At 36.4% G+C, this 18,638-nt stretch carries 9 protein-coding genes; all 9 read right to left on the bottom strand.

The features are described 5' to 3' along the window. Positions 1–31 precede the first annotated feature (31 nt). Entirely contained in the window at positions 32–2,098 is a 2,067-nt protein-coding gene (locus tag COB47_RS12395) for a response regulator (protein WP_013289462.1), read from the bottom strand. 1 nt (position 2,099) lies between these two features. Then, positions 2,100–2,522 carry a hypothetical protein gene (locus COB47_RS12390; protein ID WP_013289461.1) on the bottom strand — a complete coding sequence of 141 codons (423 nt, stop codon included), beginning with the start codon at positions 2,520–2,522 and terminating at the stop codon, positions 2,100–2,102. 82 nt (positions 2,523–2,604) lie between these two features. Continuing rightward, positions 2,605–5,838, bottom strand: a complete 3,234-nt coding sequence (locus COB47_RS00385) for a hypothetical protein (RefSeq protein ID WP_013289460.1) — start codon at positions 5,836–5,838, stop codon at positions 2,605–2,607. A gap of 108 nt (positions 5,839–5,946) precedes the next feature. Next, positions 5,947–11,145, bottom strand: a complete 5,199-nt coding sequence (locus COB47_RS00380; RefSeq protein WP_013289459.1) for a carbohydrate binding domain-containing protein — start codon at positions 11,143–11,145, stop codon at positions 5,947–5,949. A gap of 164 nt (positions 11,146–11,309) precedes the next feature. Next, on the bottom strand, positions 11,310–12,857 hold the full coding sequence (locus COB47_RS00375) for a response regulator transcription factor (protein ID WP_013289458.1): 1,548 nt from the start codon (positions 12,855–12,857) through the stop codon (positions 11,310–11,312). 33 nt (positions 12,858–12,890) lie between these two features. Further along, positions 12,891–14,717: a sensor histidine kinase gene (locus tag COB47_RS00370; RefSeq protein WP_013289457.1), complete on the bottom strand. Its 1,827-nt coding sequence runs from the start codon at positions 14,715–14,717 to the stop codon at positions 12,891–12,893. 167 nt (positions 14,718–14,884) lie between these two features. Continuing rightward, entirely contained in the window at positions 14,885–16,498 is a 1,614-nt protein-coding gene (locus tag COB47_RS00365) for an extracellular solute-binding protein (protein WP_013289456.1), read from the bottom strand. A gap of 93 nt (positions 16,499–16,591) precedes the next feature. Then, on the bottom strand, positions 16,592–17,476 hold the full coding sequence (locus COB47_RS00360; RefSeq protein WP_013289455.1) for a carbohydrate ABC transporter permease: 885 nt from the start codon (positions 17,474–17,476) through the stop codon (positions 16,592–16,594). Positions 17,477–17,523: 47 nt separating this feature from the next. After that, positions 17,524–18,480 carry an ABC transporter permease gene (locus COB47_RS00355; RefSeq protein WP_013289454.1) on the bottom strand — a complete coding sequence of 319 codons (957 nt, stop codon included), beginning with the start codon at positions 18,478–18,480 and terminating at the stop codon, positions 17,524–17,526. Positions 18,481–18,638 lie beyond the last annotated feature (158 nt).

The raw sequence follows: 18,638 nt of genomic DNA, 5'->3' as shown, positions 1-18,638 counted from the left end.
TAGTTTATATAGACAAACAAAACTTTTTTGTTTAAATTTTTAACTTTGTCTCTATCTCGGTAGCTTTCCTTCTCCACTCAATGGGTGTCATCCCATAAGCTTTTTTAAATACCTGACTGAAATACTGAGCATCAGAAAAGCCAACTGCCTCGGCTATTTCGTAGTGTTTCAAACTACTATTTTTTAAAAGTTTTTCGGCTTTTTTAAGTCTTGCTTCGGTGAGGATTTCTTTGAATGTCTTGCCTGTCCTGTTTTTTAAAAGTCTGCTGAGATATACCGGATGAAGATGTACATATTCTGCTACATCATTCAAACTTATTTGTCTTGAACAATTTACAGTTATAAAATTAATTACAATGTCAACAACATCTTCATAACAGTTTGAGATATCCTGCCGTATATTTTCTGTGTTTAATTTTTCAACAGCTCTTTTAACTGCCTCAAGAACCTCTTCTTTTGAAAATGGTTTTAAAATGTAATCCATCACACCAAGTTTAATTGCCCTGTGTGCATATTCGAATTCCTTGTAAGCGCTCATAAATATTACATAAGGTCTTTTTCGCCCATTTTTTATAAACTCTGCTAGATCAAGCCCATCAATAATTGGCATCCTGATATCTGTCAGAATTACATCCACATTTTCTGTCATCACAACGTTCAAAGCTTCCTCGCTATTTGTTTTGCCAATGACCTTATCAACTCCGGCGATTTTCCAATCTATTGTCTTCATAAGCCTTTCAAGCAAAATCTCCTCATCTTCAACAATCAAAAGAGTGTACATCTTCTCACCTCCCAGCTTGTTCTTTTTTTTCCATGGAATCTCTATGACAACTTTTGTCCAAAATCCAGCTTTACTTGATATTTCAAAATGAAATTTGTTATCGTACAGAATCTTAAGTCTCTTTACAATATTGGAAATACCAATGCTGCCACTGTTTAGATTTTTCTTAATCTGGTTAATTTTTTGCTTTTCAATCCCGCATCCATTGTCAACAACCTCTATTCTTAGCTTATCTTCTATTCTTCTTGCTCTTATGAAAATCTTTGCACCATCTTTCTTATTTTTAAAACCGTGGACAATTGAATTTTCCACAAGTGGAAGCAGCATATGCCGTGGAACTTGGGCATCAAAAACAGTGTCATCCTCAGTAGCTATCTTGTAGCTGAGTTTTCCAGAAAATCTTATCTTCATGATTGTAAGATAATGTTCTGTGTGCTGGATTTCCTGGAAAAGTGGAATTGTTGATGTGCTAAAATTTAAGCTTTCCCTCAAAAATTTTGCAAGCGAAATTGAAACTACAGACACATCTTTGCAACGTCCAAGCTCAGCCAAGGCATTTATGGTGTCCAAGGTGTTGTATAAAAAGTGAGGATTTAACTGCATGTACAAGAGATTTATCTCTGCATTCTTCCTTGCAATCTCCTCTTCATACACTTTTATGACAAGCTCATCTATTTTTTTCAGCATTTGATAAAATGAGTTTAGCAAATCTCCTATTTCGTCTTTGCGGGCAAATTTAATGTTATTTTTGAGTTTTGAATGCTCCAAATTTCTCATCTGGTAAATAAGCCTTGTTATAGGAGCTGTAATATTTTCGGAAATAAAGAACAAAAACAAAACTGCAAAAATGGCAAGAAAAGAAAAACTCAATATCAAAAGCCGTTTTGTGTACGAAAAGTTATTCAGAAGAGTACTTTCTGAAACTATGTAAATTAGTTTCCAGTTAAGATCTGGGATAGTTTCTTCAAAGAAAATGAACTTTGGAGCAAGCTTTGTCTCATCTTTTAAAATCAATTTTTTAGTGATATTTTCAAACCTGTCTGTTGTTTTGAATATAACCTGATTAGAACTTCTATCGGCAACATAAAATCCACCTTCTGTAAGATGATACTTTTCAATTATATCTTTCAAAAAGTCCAAGCTAAAACTTACAATCATCTCACCAACAGGCTGGATTTTATCTTTTGAGAAAAGCTCACATCCAACAACATATACATTTCTGCTTTTGTCATAGCCGCCATTTACATACTTTCCTTCTTGCGTTACTATTTCACTGAAAAAACCTTCTTTGATCTGCTTATCATCTTCATAGGGCACATCACCCTGAAGTTTTGAAAAGAAATATATTTCTTTGCTTTTTTTTAATTTGAACTGACTGAATAATTTCTTTTGTTGAAATATACTGGCTCATCTTCGTCAGGATGTTGGTGTACAGAAAAGAATCCTGGTGATCAGTGTACCTTGCAAAAGTCTTTCCAATGTCTGATATGAGGTTATCGTCCATGATAAAGTCGTATTTTATGTTATTTAGCTCATCAAGGAAATTTTGAACCTCTTCTGTAGCATTTTCAAAAAGGACCTGATTGTAAAGAGTAAATTTTTCCAATGTGGAGTTTTTTAGAGAAGTATAAGATAAAAAAAATATTAAAGACATGGGAAGAAGCATTAAAATCACAAAAGCTATTAAAAGTTTGTTTTTAAGTTTTATGTCGTTCCATTTTACCAAAAGCTTTTTAATCATTCTACTTTCTCTCCTGTTACAAAATGTCAAAAAGACTACACTACCGTTACAAAAATAGACGGCAGTGTAGCCTTCTTTGAAGCTATAACAAAACCTCTATTTTCTTGCACATTCCGTTTCTAATCTCATAAGAATATGGTTCTGGCACCTTTTCACCTTCAATTTCAACCACTTCACCGTCAAAATGTAGGATATATTTTTGAACATTTACTCCTGGATCATATGTGCATAACCTACGCGGATTGTGATAAACAACCAGTGTTCTGCCAAAGAGAACTGCTGCCAACTGGTTTTTACCTATAACTATGGTTTGTTTATTCCCATTTAATACAATCTCAACTTCTCTTTCTTCTTCTGTAAACATCCAGCCCGGTAGTTTTGGAGATAGTTTAAAAATTAACTCTCCATTTTTGTATTCAAATGGCTTTTCACCAAATAGAATAATTAGCTCCATATTTAAAAACTCTGTTGTTGTGCCAGAAAGCCTTGCAACAAAACCTGTCCCATGAACGCTCTTGTCAGGATTGCTTGAGCTTGCAATAAACGACGAATTCTCAAATATTGATCTTCCATAAACCGCTGGGTCCATATATGGTGGCAAAACCACCTTGAAATCCTCAAAAAACTCTGTATAAAGTCCACCTTTTAAAAGCTCCAGCAAGTATTTATACTCCATGTGCATAAATATGGATTCATTTTCAAGCCAGCCGGGTGTGAATGCTTTTATTCTACCAAGCTGATTTGTCTCATTTGCAAGACTTTCATTTGTCTTATACATCTTTAGTTCTCTATCAAAGAGGCTACTTTCTTTTACGTTTTGGTAAATTTTTCTTTTCTGTTCTTTATCATCTATCACCTTCATTGCTCTAACCTGCGATTCTAAGAAAAATGCAACTCTCTTTTGTGAAAACTTTTTAATCTTAATCTCCTGCTTTTGAGCATCATACTCATATTCTACAGGCTGATTTATAAAGTAAGTGTAAAATAAGCCTTTTTCGCTATCGAAAGCTTTTTCTTTTGCCTTTGAAAACTTTTCACTGCACAGGTCTAAAAATTCCAACATTTCTTCTCTGCTTATGCAAACTATATTGCCACTTACACCAAATCTTGTCTTTTCTCTGTACTCTTCTTTTATGTTATTGCTCTCAATCCAGTAGAAAAGAGTATCTTTTTCATCTTGCGTCTGAGATAGAAGTTTTTTTAGCTTGACAAAAAAGTTGTAGAGCTCTTCAAAAACTTCAATTTCCTTGACATCTTCAAGATAAACCTCAAAATACTTTTTCAGCATTCTCACAAGCCGCAAAAGCTCAAACGTCTCACACACAGACGAACCAAAAATTCCTGGAAGGCCATTTAACGCATCGTTCCAGCCTGGCTTTGATGCCTCCATCTCAACCCCAACACCAAATGGGTCCAAGCTTGCCATTCTATTAAGAAGTATCACCAAAAGCTTTTCAATGAGGCTGCCTGTGTAAATATCGCCATGGCCATTGTGAGTTCTTACATATCTTTTTTTATCAGCACGGGAATTTATAAGCTCTTGTTTTTCTTTGTCAAGTGCATATGCACCGTGCTGTTTTATTTGCCCCTCTATAATCTTTATTCTTTCTTTTCTTGGTTTTACATAATGCTCATTGTCATAGTAATAATATTTTCTTTGCAAAAGCAGCTGCCTCATTTTATCAGGATATATACTTTCAAAGTTTTCAATCAGATCAAAGTTGTAAGTAAAATGGTCTATCCAATAACCTTCACCTGGATCTGCTTCGATTACCTTCTCCGAATTTACAAGACAGCAGTTTACAAAGTCTTCCTTTGATATATTGATTTTTATATCTTGGCTCTCCAAAAACTTTATAAGCTCATATGGCAAAAAGTCCTTTTCAAAAAACTTTTTTAACTTTTCTTTCCCATTTATTATATATTTCTCCAGATGTTCGAGGTTGTTTAACCTGTACTTTACACCTTTTACAACCAGAGGATTATAGCTGTCAAGTTGAATGAGGCTCATGAAATACCATACATTAAAATCAAAAATGTCTGGATTAAAAATGATATCGTTTCGCCTGTTCTGATTAATATCCCTGAAGTTACCATTGCCCTGTGAATAGTAAGTGTCTTGAATTTCAAAAAAGTTATAATCTCTCTCTAAATCACCATGTTTTCGTGAAAACAGATATATGACATCCTTTTTATTATCATATTCAATGGTAAAAGGCATACCGCCGCGCAAGATATTGTCAAGATAGCATATCTTAGCATACTCATCTAATTTTTTGTCTGAGGTCACAATTGTGTTTTTTTCTATGATAGCATTGATTACAGCTTTGTTTTCTTCAAACGCTCTGTCAAAAAACTCAGCTGAGTCAATACTGTCAACAAAGTGGTTTAATTCATCAACCCTCTTGGCATGCCCAATGATACTGTAGATGCTCAAAGCCTCGTGCGGTTTTAAAGTCCTCTTTGCATATGCAAAAGCACAGCATGTCTTGTTTGCAAAAACCTGATTTGATATGTCAAGATTATCTGAAAAAATAAATTCATAAGGCTTTACTATTTCTGAGCTTATTCCAAAAACAATTTTGGGATCAATTACTACATCGCATCTTTCAAAGTTGCCGTGCGTATTATCAAAGCTTACAAAGAAATTACCCTCTTTTATCTCAACAACTTCTGTTGTATCCTCTGAAGATGAATGAAATCTAAAGTATGGAGCTTTTTTATCTAAATTCTCAACAAAGTTCCATGCTTCAGCAGTCCTGCTCATGTTCTTTAGCGCAAAGTCACCTTTACCATATGGAACAATCAGTGCAAGCCCGTCTAAAGCTTCGATATCTATAGGCTTTTCTGATACATTTACTATCTTCAGCTCTCTCACAAGAGAAGCCACATTCTTGTTTGCAAGTGTGTAATATCTCACTTCTGCCTTGATACCAAGATTTGAATTCTCTTCGCAAATCTCAAGATGGTCAGCAAAAATGGACATTTTGCTCTTTGCAAAGTAGAGTAAATTCTCTATTTGAAAAGGCTCATAAAAGAGGTTCTTGTTGAGTTTCAAAAACGTTCTAAACCCATGTGTTGATGCAAGCCTGTACGCCCTATCTGCTGGCAAAAATTCCAAAATTGCGCCATCTTTGTTCTTTGTCCCAAACGATACTATGCACTGCCCCCTGTTTACATAAAAGCACCAAAGAGGAATTCCAAATATACCAGCAATCCCGGGCAAAAAACTTGAAAATGGTTTTGAAATCTGATAATTCTCTATGCAAAATGAGTTTGTTTTTTCATCATAATAGTACTTAGGATTTGCCTGCAATTTTTTTGCCCCCTTCTTTTTTTAATTTAAAATACAGGGTTGCAAGACCTTACTTTGCCCTGCAACCCTCTCTGACAAAATAACAGTTTCACATTGTTTTTAATTCTTTTACTGGTCACTTACAACAGTCAATGTCACATCATCAAGATATATGTCAAGTGGAAGAGGAGGGTTCTGACCGTTTATAGGCCCAAACTCAAACACAACCTTTGTCACATCTGTTGGCTGTGTAACTTTAAATCTGAGAGTATATTCTTTCTCTTGAGTCCCGATATCAAATACAGTTGTTGGTGCATAAGCTATGAACCACGGGTCAGTTGACAGCTCTTTTCCAATATTTACCTGAATTTTTGTGTTTTGTGATGCGCTCATTTTGAATTTAAGCTCATAGGTAAGTCCGTTTTCAAGTGTGAGGTTCTTTCTTGCAACCTGTGCACTGTATGGCTGCCATCCTACAGAATTTAAATGAACCTTCAATTTACCATTCTCTGTTGTCACCTGCATATCCGATACACCTGACCACTGGTCGCCGCTCCAATATACCCACTCACCTAAACTTACGTCAAATGTGCCATCTGGAATGATCTGGTCTCCCACTTTTTGCGTATGCTGCGCAGGCGGCGCAGTTTCTTGCGGGATTGAATCTACAACTTCGATCTGGATATCATCAAAGTAGATGTCAAACGGCACCTGCGAATACCCTGCTACGTTCCCAATCTCTATCGCAAGTTTCGCCCCAAGGTCTGTAGGATTGTTCATGGCAAAGTAGATTTCATACTGTGCCATCTCACTTGTAATATCTATTGTCTTTTTGGGCATGTACTCTATGAACCATGGGGCAGATGTCAGCGGTTTTCCTATTGCAACATTTATCTTGCGCGGATAAGTTGCCCTTGCCTTGAACGAAATCTTATAGTTTTTACCATTTACAAGAGGTATCTCTTGCCTGTAAAGCTGTGGGTCCCATGGGTCTGAGCCAATTGAACTTACACTAAGTTTTAGCTCTCCATTTTCAATGGTCATCGAAACATTGTTACCCGCACTTGACCACCAGTGCCAGTTGTTAAGAGACTCTTGTGTGTCAAAGCTACCATCTGGCAAAAGCTTATCTCCAACAAACTGCTGTGGTTCTGAGTCAGCTTCACCCGTCAAGATTTCTGCTACTTCTCTTTCAAAATATCCGCAGTTTTCTGAAACTTCGGCTATTGCAACGTTGTCAATTGTGACTGTATGAGCTTGAGTTTGCGGATTTGCACCGCCAGGTGACATTGTCCCAAGTCCAATTACAAGCCTTATATCACTTCTTGTTGCATCCATTACAAAGTCGAATGTATAGTTCTTCATCTTATCTGTAAGTGGCACGTATTTTTCAAGATGACCATAGTAAGTAGAGTCGTCTATTTTTATAAACATATCTCTTGCAGATGTTGACTTTGCGTCAAACGAAATTCTGTATGTTTTACCACTCTCCAGAGTCATTGGCCCTTGAATTACTTGAATGCTCCAGAAAGCAAGACCTATGTTTGTAATTGAAACTTTCAGCTGTCCTCTTGAAACTTGAGCAGCACCAGTTCCACCATTGCCGAACCAAGTAGTCCAGCTTTCAAGGTCTTTTGAAAAGTCTCCGTTTTTGATAAAGTTCGGTGAAAATTCAACATAATCCAAATCAACATTGTCTGCCAAAAGCTGCATATTATTTTCACCTGAATCAAGATAAACTGTGTCTGATACAACTGCCCAGTTTGCTGATGTTGGAGCAACTTCTGCATCGTAAACTGTGCTTCCTACTACAAGCTTGAGGCTTGATCCTTGCCCAGCTTTCAATTTGTAAGATACAAGGTACTCTCCACTCTTTGGAACATTGACGCTAAAGCTTGCAGCACCACCTTGAGAAAACGCTACATACTGTCCATTGTTTGTTGCGTTTGAAAGTGAGCCAAAGTCTTCAGCTTGAACAACTATAAAGCTTGATGGAAGAACCTTTTTGAGTGAGACATTGTCTATTGCAACGTCTGAATTGCTTGATCCAATTTCAAACACAAGTTTAGCTCTTGTGTCGCTTGGCAAATTATCAATTGACTTTAAGTTAAATTTGTACACATTCCAGTCAAGCGAAAGTGAAACTACTTTTACCTCTGTAATTGGATTGAAGTTCTGGTCAGATATATAAACCTTTATTTGTCTTGGACTTTCAAAAGCTTTTGCTGAGAATGCAAGCAAGAGGTTTTCACCAGCGCCCACTTTTATGTTAGACTGAACAAGTTTAATATCCGAAAAGTTTTGTCCACCGTTTGCTATAACAGCCTTGAAATACCTGTCTTCTGGCTTTGAACCAATGGTATACGTTGCATCTGCTGCTGTTTCTTTTGCAAACTCCCATGCGGCAAACCTGCCATCGCCCTGGTCAAACGTGCCGTTGTAAATGAGGTTACCGTTTGGCAGAGGTTCTTTGATTGCGCTTGGGGCATTTACATCGTACTCAATAAGTTTCACATCATCTATATAAACAGGAAGGTTATTTAGTCCAACATTAAATTCAATCCTTGCTTTTGCGTATGTGCTGCTTTGCATTGTGAAGATGTAAGAATAGTCCTGCCAGTCAGAAGATAAATTGAAGGTCTTTACAGCATAGTCAATCCAGGTAGACCCGTTATCTCCACCGCCACTTGAAAACTTGACCTCAATTGTCCTTGAACCTTCGCTCTTTGCTCTAAATGTCAATTTGTATGTCTTGCCTTTTATCAAACAAATTGGTCTTTGAATCAGCTGGACAGAATATGTTTGTGAACCTGGCTTTGTTATATTTATCTTCACAGATCCACCAATATTTTCAATCGTGCCGTCTCCGCCAAAGTCAGGCAGGTGCAAAAACTGCCAGTAATCAGTGTTAGCAACACCTTCTATGCCATCAACATCTGGGCTGTCGATGTCAAAGCTACCGTTATAAATAAGGTTCCCATCGCTAAGCGGTGGTCTTGCATCCTGAGGATAGGTTATGCTTTCCTGTGGCTTTGCTACATTGTCAGAGTAGGTAACTCCTGCTGGTTTGTATACTCTTACCCAGTCAACAACCATTTTCTGCGGGAAGTAATTTGCATCCTGTGGCGGGTACCCTGGCCAGTTACCACCAACTGCAACGTTGAGTATGAGGTAGAATTCCCTGTCAAACGGTGCAGGATAGGTATAATCAAAAGCCTCGTTTGAAGACCTTGAAAACCAGTCGCTTGTTTCATAGTAAAGCTGCCCATCTACATACCATTTGATTTTCCCTGGTTCCCACTCAAGACCAAATACATGAAAGTCGTCAGAAAACTTTTGACCGTTTGGCAAGGTGTAATTGCCGCCATGGTATGTGTGAGGATTACCATAATGAATTGTTCCATAAACCTTGTTCGGCTCATGACCTAAAAGTTCCATTATATCAATTTCACCGCAAACAGGCCACCCACCATAAAGGTTCAAATCCTCCGGCATCATCCAGATAGCCGGCCACACACCCTGACCTTCCGGAAGTTTTGCCTTAACCTCAACTTTGCCATATGTGAATGAGAATTTGCCCTGGGTTGTCAGTTTTGCAGATGTATACGGGCTTCCCTCAAAGTTTTCTTTTCTTGCTTCAATTATTAGATTTCCGTTTTCCACTCTTGCATTTTCTGGTCTTGAAGAGTAATACTGCAGTTCATTGTTGCCATACCCGCCAGCACCGATTGTAAAATTCCACTTTGTTGTGTCAATTGAGTTTCCATTAAAATCATCTTCCCAGACAAGCTGCCATGTCGGCTGTGTTTGATTGCCACCCTGCTGGTTCTGGTTATTGTTTCCTGTCTGGTCTGTAGCCCCACCTGTTGACCCTTGACTGCTGCTGCCTGTAGTGGAAGAAGTGCTGCCTGAAGATTGAGCTGACAATGTGCTCTGTAAAGCCGTTGAGGATGAAGGCTGTTTGCTTTCTACAGCACTTATGTCAACCTTTTCGCCTTTGGACAAAGTCTTTCCGTTTAACACGACACCTTCTGAATACACAGATGCTTCGTTTATCTTGCCATTTGAACTAATCTTCACATCCTTTGCAAGTGCCTTGACAACAAGTTTTTCTATACCTGACTCTTTATCTATATTTAAGTTCCCATTGCTATTTAACTCAACACTGTCAATCTTTGAACTTGCCACTGAAAGTGTAAAGTTCTGAGCAAGGTCGGATATAGTCAGATTTTTTACTTTAGAATTTTTGATATTTACCTTGCTGTTTGGAGAATAAACATAAAGTGCTTCACAGTTTGCTTTAATTTCAACATCTGCAGATTGATTTCCACTCTGTTTTAATGTAATAAATTTGATTGAACTTTCATCAGACACCTGTGTGACCTTTGCTGATGACAACACAATTATGTTCTCAGCTTGGCTGTTTTTATAAAGTTCAATATTTGTCCTTGAAAGCTTGCTATCAATAACTACTTCTTTAACTTTTGTGTTCACAAGCTTGACAGAGTTTTCTCCACCGCCAAATACAAACAATTTTCCACCATCAACAGTCACGTTGTTCAAAGTCACAGAGCCATCTCTTACACTCTGATTTATATATATGTTGCCCTTTATTGAAACATCTTTTATCTCCACATCGCTGCTGTTTACTATTACAAACCCTTCATTTTTCGACAAAGTATATTCCCCCGGTTTTGTAACTATTAATGCTCCTATGCTACTTAAAAGCTTGACAATCTCAGCCCTGGTTATCCTCTTCTCTGGCTTTAATGTCCCATCTGGATAGCCTTTAACAAACCCAAAACTGATAAGTGCTGCCACACCTGATAGATACCTTGGCTCAATCTTTTGAGCATCTGAAAAGCTGTTTAAAATATCGGCCTTTTGACTGTCGAGCTGCAACGCAGCTGCAACAGCAGCAAAAGCTTCCTGTCTTGTTACAAACCTGTTTGGATCAAGCTTCCCTTCCTTTATAAACTCCACCAAGTAACCAGCTGCTTGAGCTTTTTTGAGTTCTTTGTAATACCATGCAAGAGGGCTAATTCTTAGGCTCACATCAAACGGAGCTTCCTGCACAAATCCCATGTAACTGTTCAAGATTTTACAAAATTCTGCAACAGAGATATTTTTAGCTGGTTTAAAAGTTCCGTCAGGATACCCGCTTATTAGCTCAAGCTGATAAAATCTTGTTATATCATCCTTTGCAAAATTAGTGGAAATGTCCTTGAAGATTTGACCTGAGCTGGCTTTTGCTATTCCTCCCGGGAAAATGCTCATAATTAAAAAGGTAAACAGCAAAATATTAGCAACAAACTTTTTTGCTCGCATCCGCCTTCGCACCTCTCAAAAATTTGATATTCTCATACCTTAGATTTATCAAAATCATACAAACAAAAAAAGGGATCATTTTTTAGTTATAGTTACTATTTTTAAGTCTTTTTTTGAAAATGGATGCGTGCATATGTTATTATCATTGTTTTACAATAAGCTTCCTATTCTCGCAGTCTTTTTTGAGCATCTCTGTATTCATTTGGAGTAAGCCCTGTAATGTCTTTGAATATTCTTGCAAAATGTTTGGGATTTTTGTAACCCACCTTCTCGGCTATCTCCCAAACTTTTAAATCGGTGTTCACAAGAAGTTCCTTGGCTTTTTCAATCCTCACTTTGTTTAAATAGTCCAAAAAACTTAAACCTGTTTTTTCTTTAAAAATAGTTGAAAAATAGTAATAGTTCAGCGATACATGATTTGCTACCATTGCCATATTTATGTCCCTGTGATAGTTCTGATTTATAAATTTAATAGCCTTATCAATTTCATCTTTCACATTCAAAATTCCCTTCAATGAACTGATCATTTCTGTTGCCTCAACAACAAACTTTTTAAAGTGGTTTACATAGTCGGATATAGTTGTAAAATTGAATATGCTGGCAAGCACTTGATATTCATGAATATCAAGAACTTTTTTAGGCACGTGATGGCAAAACCAGTCTACAATTTGCGTGTAAAGTTTTTCGGAAAGTGCCAAGATGCTATCTGCCGAATATTTGTTAAAAAAGTGGTGATCAAAAATACTTTCCAAAAATATAATTGCCTCTTTTTGTTTTCCAGCAAGAATTAACTCTTTCAATTTTTCAATCCTATCAGATTGACTAAACTCTTCCTTTTCACGCCAAGAAATCTGTGACCAAAACTCAATGTCTTTGTTTAAAATGAAACAGTATAATGCTGCTTTATAAGCCCTCTCATAAAGGAGCTTCACATTCTCAAAATTTTCCTGCAAGTCGCAAATGCCCATGTAAACTTTTCTCTCCGTCAAAGACTCATAGCTTTTCTTTACATCCTCGTAGCAAAAATGCATCTTTGTAAATATTAAAATATCTTTTCTCTGATTATATATGGTAGAAACATAGCTTCCTTCCGGCAATATTTTACTGAGCTTTAACTTATCCTCTTCTGCTGAAAAATCATTTTGCTCAGAATTATCGCCAGGTAGAAGAAGATATACAGCCATAATTTTTTCATCTACTGGTATTGCCATATCCTTTAACCTTTCTCTGAACCTGTCTATATCTATTTCTGAAAATATGATGTTATTTATCTCTGCCTCAAACATTTTCGCTCTCATAATTTTTTGCAAAGATAAAAGCCTTAAGTTATTCTCTTCCTCCTGAAGTTCATTTTTGAGTTTTTCTACAATTTCGATGAGCTCTTTTTTATCCACAGGTTTTAAAATATATCCTCTTGCTCCATATTGCATACATTCTTTAGCATAACTGAACTCATCATATCCACTTATTACAATAATTTTGGGTTTATGAGTCAAATTTTGGATTTTCTTTAAAACAGATATCCCATCTATCTGGGGAAGTCTTATATCTATTATCAAAATGTCAAACTTTTCTGAAAAGAGAAGATCCAAAGCCTCTTTCCCATTTGATGCTTCTTTAATTTCATCTAAATCGGCAACATTTCTTTCCAAAATCGTTCTGATGCCTTTTCGAATAAGCTTTTCATCATCTACAATTAGCACCTTTCTCATATTCTTCCCGCCTTTTTAAAATAAGAATAAATGTTAAAATCTATTGTACGGCAATGTTATTGTCACCTTTGTGAACTCGCCAAACTTGCTATCTATCTTAATTCCGAATTCCTTTCCATAGGCAAGTTTTATCCTTTCGTTTACATTCTTGAGAGCTATTCCTTGTCCATGATAACATTCCGTTTCTATATCATTTTCTAAAGCCATTTGAATTGCAACAAGTTTTTCTTTTTCAATCCCAAGTCCATCATCTATTATTGAAATGACTATGTAATTGCCAATTATGCTTCCGTCTATAAAAATGCTTCCACCCTCGCCTTTTGGTTCAATTCCATAATTTATTGCATTTTCAACTATCGGCTGCAAAATAAGCTTTGGTATCTCAATATTTAAAATTTCATTATCTACATTTACAAGAAGTTTTATTTCCTTGTCATATCTTATGTTCATGAGCGAAATGTAATTTTGAATATTCTCTATCTCTTCTTTGAGAGTAACAAATTTTCTCTTCCAGCTCATATTGTATCTCATCATCTTGCCAAGTTTTGTTATCGCGTCTGAAACATCATAATTCTCACTGTATTCAGCCATCATCTTGATATTTTCAAGCACATTGTAGATAAAATGAGCATTGATTTGGGACTGCAAAGCCTTTATTTGAGCGTCTTTCTGGGCAACCTCTCTTCTGACCATCTCTCCAATCAATATCTTGAGCTTTTCCACCATGTTCAAAAAATGCTGGGCAAGCTCGTCAATCTCATCATCACCCTTAATATCAATTGAGACGTCAAAGTTCCCGTTCTCAACAGCTCTCATGCTGAGAATTACCTGTCTTAGCTTCTTAAGAATCAGAGTGATTAAAATAAAAATCAGAATTGATGAAGCAATAATTAAAATTAATACCTGCCCAAGCATCTGAAGTGTTACTCCATTTATTTTTTGTGCAAGCTCGTCAAATAAAATGAGCTTGTAAAGTTTTATACCCAGGACAGGAATATGAGTGTACACAAACGCTGCTGAATTTTTGTTAATCTTTAAATGAACAATTCCCTCATCCACTTGAGCTGTGCTCTTTTTTTCTAATATTTCAACAAGTTTTTCACTGCTAATATTGAGCCTTTTTAAAAAAGCAGGTGTCTGTTTGCTGAAAATTACATCTCCCTCATCAGAAATAACAATTGTCACCGAATTGTCACTTTCTCGCGAAAGCTCGCTCGCAAAAAATTCATCAACTTTCATGTTAACTTCAATTATACCAATCAAGTTCCCTACTAAATCTGTAACCTTTGTATACAATGACACTACCTTTTCCTCACTGTTAAGTGGTGGCCCAAGCATGTCAGTGTTGTTGAGTTTCCAAAGCGATGTCTGTTTTGTATCAGACAAGAATTTATCTATAAACTTAAAACTTTTTAATCTGTCTATCTGGTACAATGTTGGCCACATTTCAGGAATAAAATTGTTGTTTGTAAAAAACCTTATCCTGTTTATGTTGAAATTTACATATTGAAGGTACTCTATCTTATCAAGAACATTTACCTTAAATGAAAAAATCTCATCAACACTTCTTTCCTGGTATGTGGATACAAACTCGATAAACTCCTGGTTATTTAAGACAAACTGGGTTGCTTTGATGAACTGCTCAACATTTTTCACAATATCATTTTTGAGCTTGTTAACCTCAAAATTGATATTGCTTATATACTCTTTTTCTGTCATAATTCTTACCCTGTAAAAAGCATTCACCTGAAGAATTGTAAGTGGCAGTGCAACTATGAGAACATAAGTTAAAATGAGCTTCTGACGAATGTTTAATTTAAATATGCTCCTTACAAGCTGTTTTATTTTGGAACTATCCATTACGATCAATCCTCATCTTTTTAATATATACTCTCATTATATCAACACTTATAAAACCATTCAAAATAGCAATACTTCCCTGCTTTTAAAAAAGGCTGATGGCACACAGAATACCATCAGCCTTTTGAGTTTTGAGAAATTCCTCTTGTGTAACAAAGCAACAGACTTTATTTAATTCCCAGCTTCTTCTTGTTCTCTTCTAACTTCTTCTGCTGATAAGCAAGGACTTTGTCATAACCAACTTGTTTCTTGTATTCCTGGAATTCTTTGAAGTACTTATCAAAGTCAGAACTTGACTTAGCCATTATAAGTTTTGGTAGAGTCTGTCCCCATTTGAGAGCAACCTTTCTTGCAATAATACCCTCTGGGCTGTCAGCAGGTGGTTCAAGTCCATCATATTGAGCATAGCTAACTGTTTTGCCAACTGTCCAGTCAGCCATTTGCTGCAAGTATGGTGGCATACCAGGATCCCACTGAGATACATATGGCCAGTCGCCAAGCATCCAGTAGGTAAGTTCTGCACCGTACTTCTTGTCAAATGTTGGTCTGTCTGTCTGCATAAGTTTTACTACTTCTGGCTTGAACTGTTCTTTGCCTTTGATTACATCCCATGTTACGCCCTTTGGTCCAAGATAGAAATCTTTCTGTCCTTCTGGGCTGAGCCAGTAGCTCATAAATCTTATAGCTCTTTTTGGATCTTTGTTGTTCTTTGAAATCATGGTAAGAGTCCATCCTGAAATGCCCGGACCTGCAAGTTTTGGTTTTTCAAGTTTTGAGTTTGCAGGACCGTCAACTGCTATATAAATCATGTTAGGATTTTTCTTATAAAGTTCTTGCTGCTGAGCAACAAAGTCTGTTCTCTGATAAATCATACTAAAGTATCTTCCCTGAGCAATCTTTTCTTCCATCTGTGCTCTCTTGTCAATAAATACATCCTTTGCAATGAGCCCTCTTCTGTAAGCTTCGTTAAATGTCTTGAGCCATCTGATGTATTCTGGATTTGTAACAATATCATAAAGTTTTCCATTCTTTTCACGAGGTAGTGCCAAGAAGTTCCACAGATAGCTTTCAAGTGAGTAACAACCTGTGTCTGTAAATTCATGGAAACCAATTGGAATAAGTGGCTGACCGTTTACTGTTGGGAATTTCTTTTTAGCATCAGCCAAAGCTTTCAAGAAAGTATCTGGTTTTCTCATATCAGGTTTGCCAAGAGCTTCGTACATATCTTTTCTTACAAGGAATGTCTGATTTGAATATATTTTAAGCTTCGGATTGTTGAAATCATCTGGTGTGTAAGATGCATTTGGATAACCGTATACGTGTCCATCCGGCTGAGTATACCAGCCAAGTCTTTGCTTGTTTGCAACTGTGAAGAAGTACGGGTCATACTTCTTTGCAAGTTCGTCTAAAGCATATACAAGTTTTCCTGATATCATTTTTCTTACTGCTTCTTCCCACCAGCCAAGAGTTATAAAGTCTGGCAATGTGTTTGAAGCAATCATAACATTGAGCTTTTCATTTTCATTTCCTGCCGGGACGATGAAATTAATCTTTACGCCCGTCTTTTTAGTGATGTAGTCAGAAACTGCATTACCACCCCATTTTGTCCCGAACCATGAAAAGTTGATGTACCAATCAAATGTGATTGGTTTTTTGGCATCTTCTTTCCAGCCCGGCTTGACAGAACTTGCTGCACTGCCAATCGCAAATGGAATTAAGCTTGCAACAAACGCAATGACTACAAACACAGCAAAAAGTCTTTTTAGTTTGAGTTTTCTCATACTAAAAAATACCTCCTTCTTGTAATATTTTATTTTTCATCAACCGCACATAATGTGCAGTTAATGCTTCTGAAAAGTTTTATTGGTATTTTCTTAGCCTTTTATAGCGCCGATTAAAAGCCCTTTTACAAAATATTTTTGCAGAAATGGATAGACACATACAATTGGCAACGTAGTTATAACCATTGTAGCCATTTTGAGAGATTGAGAGGTTACATTTCTGGTTGCAATCCCGCCTGGTGCATATGCGAGCATCTGATTAGATGTTGTCTGGGCTATGACCTTGTACAAAAATGTTTGTATCGGCTGAAGTTTTGGATTGTTGATAAATATAACCCCCATAAAATAGTCATTCCAGTTATAAACGCCTACAAAAAGTGCAATTGTTGCTAAAACCGGTGTTGATAGTGGAAGTATTATTCTTGTAAAGATTATAAAGTCGTTTGCTCCATCAATTTTTGCAGACTCTTCAAGTTCAATAGGAAGTTCTCTAAAAAAGGCTTGGAAGATTATAAGATTATAAAAGTTGAACATTCCAGGTATTACATACACCCAAAAGGTATTGTAAAGTCCCAAACTTTTAATCAATAGAAAGTATGGTATAAGACCTCCTCCAAAAAAGAGGGTGATTGTCCCCATTGCCATGTAAATCTTTCTTCCCATGAGTTCTTTTTTCAAAAAGGCATATGCAACCATAGCAGTGAAAAATACATGCAGTGTGGTTGTTATAACTGTTCGTGCCACTGTTACCATGAACGCCGTTGTTATGTCGCTATTGCTAAACACTATTTTATAGTTATCCAGCGTAAACTTGCGCGGCCAAAAGTAAATACCGCCAAGCATTGCATCTTTTCCTTCGTTAAATGAATATACTATGATGTACCATACCGGATATAATGTTAAGAAACATATAATAAGCATTAACGTTACATTAAATATATCAAATACCTTGTCGCCAACTGAAGATTTGATTTTCATTATTCTTTACACCTCTTTTCACAGCTCAAATTCACAGTATACAGAAATTAGAATAATGATTTATCAGTGAGTTTCTTTGTTACTCCATTTGCAGTAAGAAGTAATATCAACGCAATTATCGATTTAAAAAGTCCTATTGCAGTTGCATACGAAAATCTGAACGCCTCTATTCCCATTCGGTAAACGTAAATATCAATTACATCTGAAGCATCTGCATTAAGCGGGTTTCTGAGAACAAATATCTGGTCAAAATTAGAGTTCATAAGCCCACTTACTGCCAAAATAAACATAATAGCAATTGTACCAGAGATACACGGTATGGTTATCTTGAACATCTTTGTGAACCTTCCTGCACCATCAACCGTTGCTGCTTCATAAAGTTCGGGGTCAATTCCAGCAATTGCAGCTAAGTATATTATCGCATTCCAGCCAAGTTCCTTCCAAACTTCAGACACAACCGTGATGCCCCAAAAATATTTTGGTTCTGCTAAAAAAGCTACAGGCTGTTTTAATATTCCTATTTTCGCTAAAATTATATTAATAAGACCTGTCTCTGATAGCCAGTTCATAAGTATTCCGCCAAGCACAACCCAAGATATAAAATGAGGCAGGTAAGATATTGTTTGAACAGTTCTTTTGAACCTAACTGACACAAGCTCATTTAGAAGCACTGCAAATAATATGGGAAGAGGAAATCCAACAAGCAGCTTGAAAAAGCTTATTCCCACTGTGTTTTTTATTATCAGCCAGAATCTTTCATCAGCAAAGAATTCCTTAAAATTAGCAAGACCTACCCATGGCGATTTATTAAATCCCAAAGTTATGTCGTATTCTTTAAATGCAATTATTATTCCATACATTGGTATGTAGTTAAAAATAATCATCCAAATTACACCAGGTATTGCCATTGCCTGAAGGAATTTTTGTTCATTTAATTTGTGCAAAAACCTTCTAAAACCACTTTGGCGGCCATGCTGCACATTCGGTGAAATAGCTGATTCCATGATACATCGCCTTCCTTCTATAGAGGTTATATTTTTTATATTACATAAGCTACAATTTATTTTTCTGATTTTATTATAAAATGGGGCAAAGTCTATAAAAAAGAGGGCTTTTTTAAGAAGTGGTATCTAAATTTAAGATTTTTGAGAAAAAACAAAAA

The sequence above is a fragment of the Caldicellulosiruptor obsidiansis OB47 genome, from assembly GCF_000145215.1.
GTDB classification, from domain to species: domain Bacteria; phylum Bacillota; class Thermoanaerobacteria; order Caldicellulosiruptorales; family Caldicellulosiruptoraceae; genus Caldicellulosiruptor; species Caldicellulosiruptor obsidiansis.
Note: the sequence above shows the minus strand (reverse complement) of the source record. Positions and strands in the feature narration are given on the sequence as shown.

What these genes read in the sequence shown, in the direction of transcription:
- COB47_RS12390 (WP_013289461.1), bottom strand. Translation starts at nt 2,522, where the DNA reads ATGATTAAAAAGCTTTTGGTAAAATGGAACGACATAAAACTTAAAAAC.
- COB47_RS00380 (WP_013289459.1), bottom strand. Translation starts at nt 11,145, where the DNA reads ATGCGAGCAAAAAAGTTTGTTGCTAATATTTTGCTGTTTACCTTTTTA.
- COB47_RS00375 (WP_013289458.1), bottom strand. Translation starts at nt 12,857, where the DNA reads ATGAGAAAGGTGCTAATTGTAGATGATGAAAAGCTTATTCGAAAAGGC.
- COB47_RS00370 (WP_013289457.1), bottom strand. Translation starts at nt 14,717, where the DNA reads ATGGATAGTTCCAAAATAAAACAGCTTGTAAGGAGCATATTTAAATTA.
- COB47_RS00365 (WP_013289456.1), bottom strand. Translation starts at nt 16,498, where the DNA reads ATGAGAAAACTCAAACTAAAAAGACTTTTTGCTGTGTTTGTAGTCATT.
- COB47_RS00360 (WP_013289455.1), bottom strand. Translation starts at nt 17,476, where the DNA reads ATGAAAATCAAATCTTCAGTTGGCGACAAGGTATTTGATATATTTAAT.
- COB47_RS00355 (WP_013289454.1), bottom strand. Translation starts at nt 18,480, where the DNA reads ATGGAATCAGCTATTTCACCGAATGTGCAGCATGGCCGCCAAAGTGGT.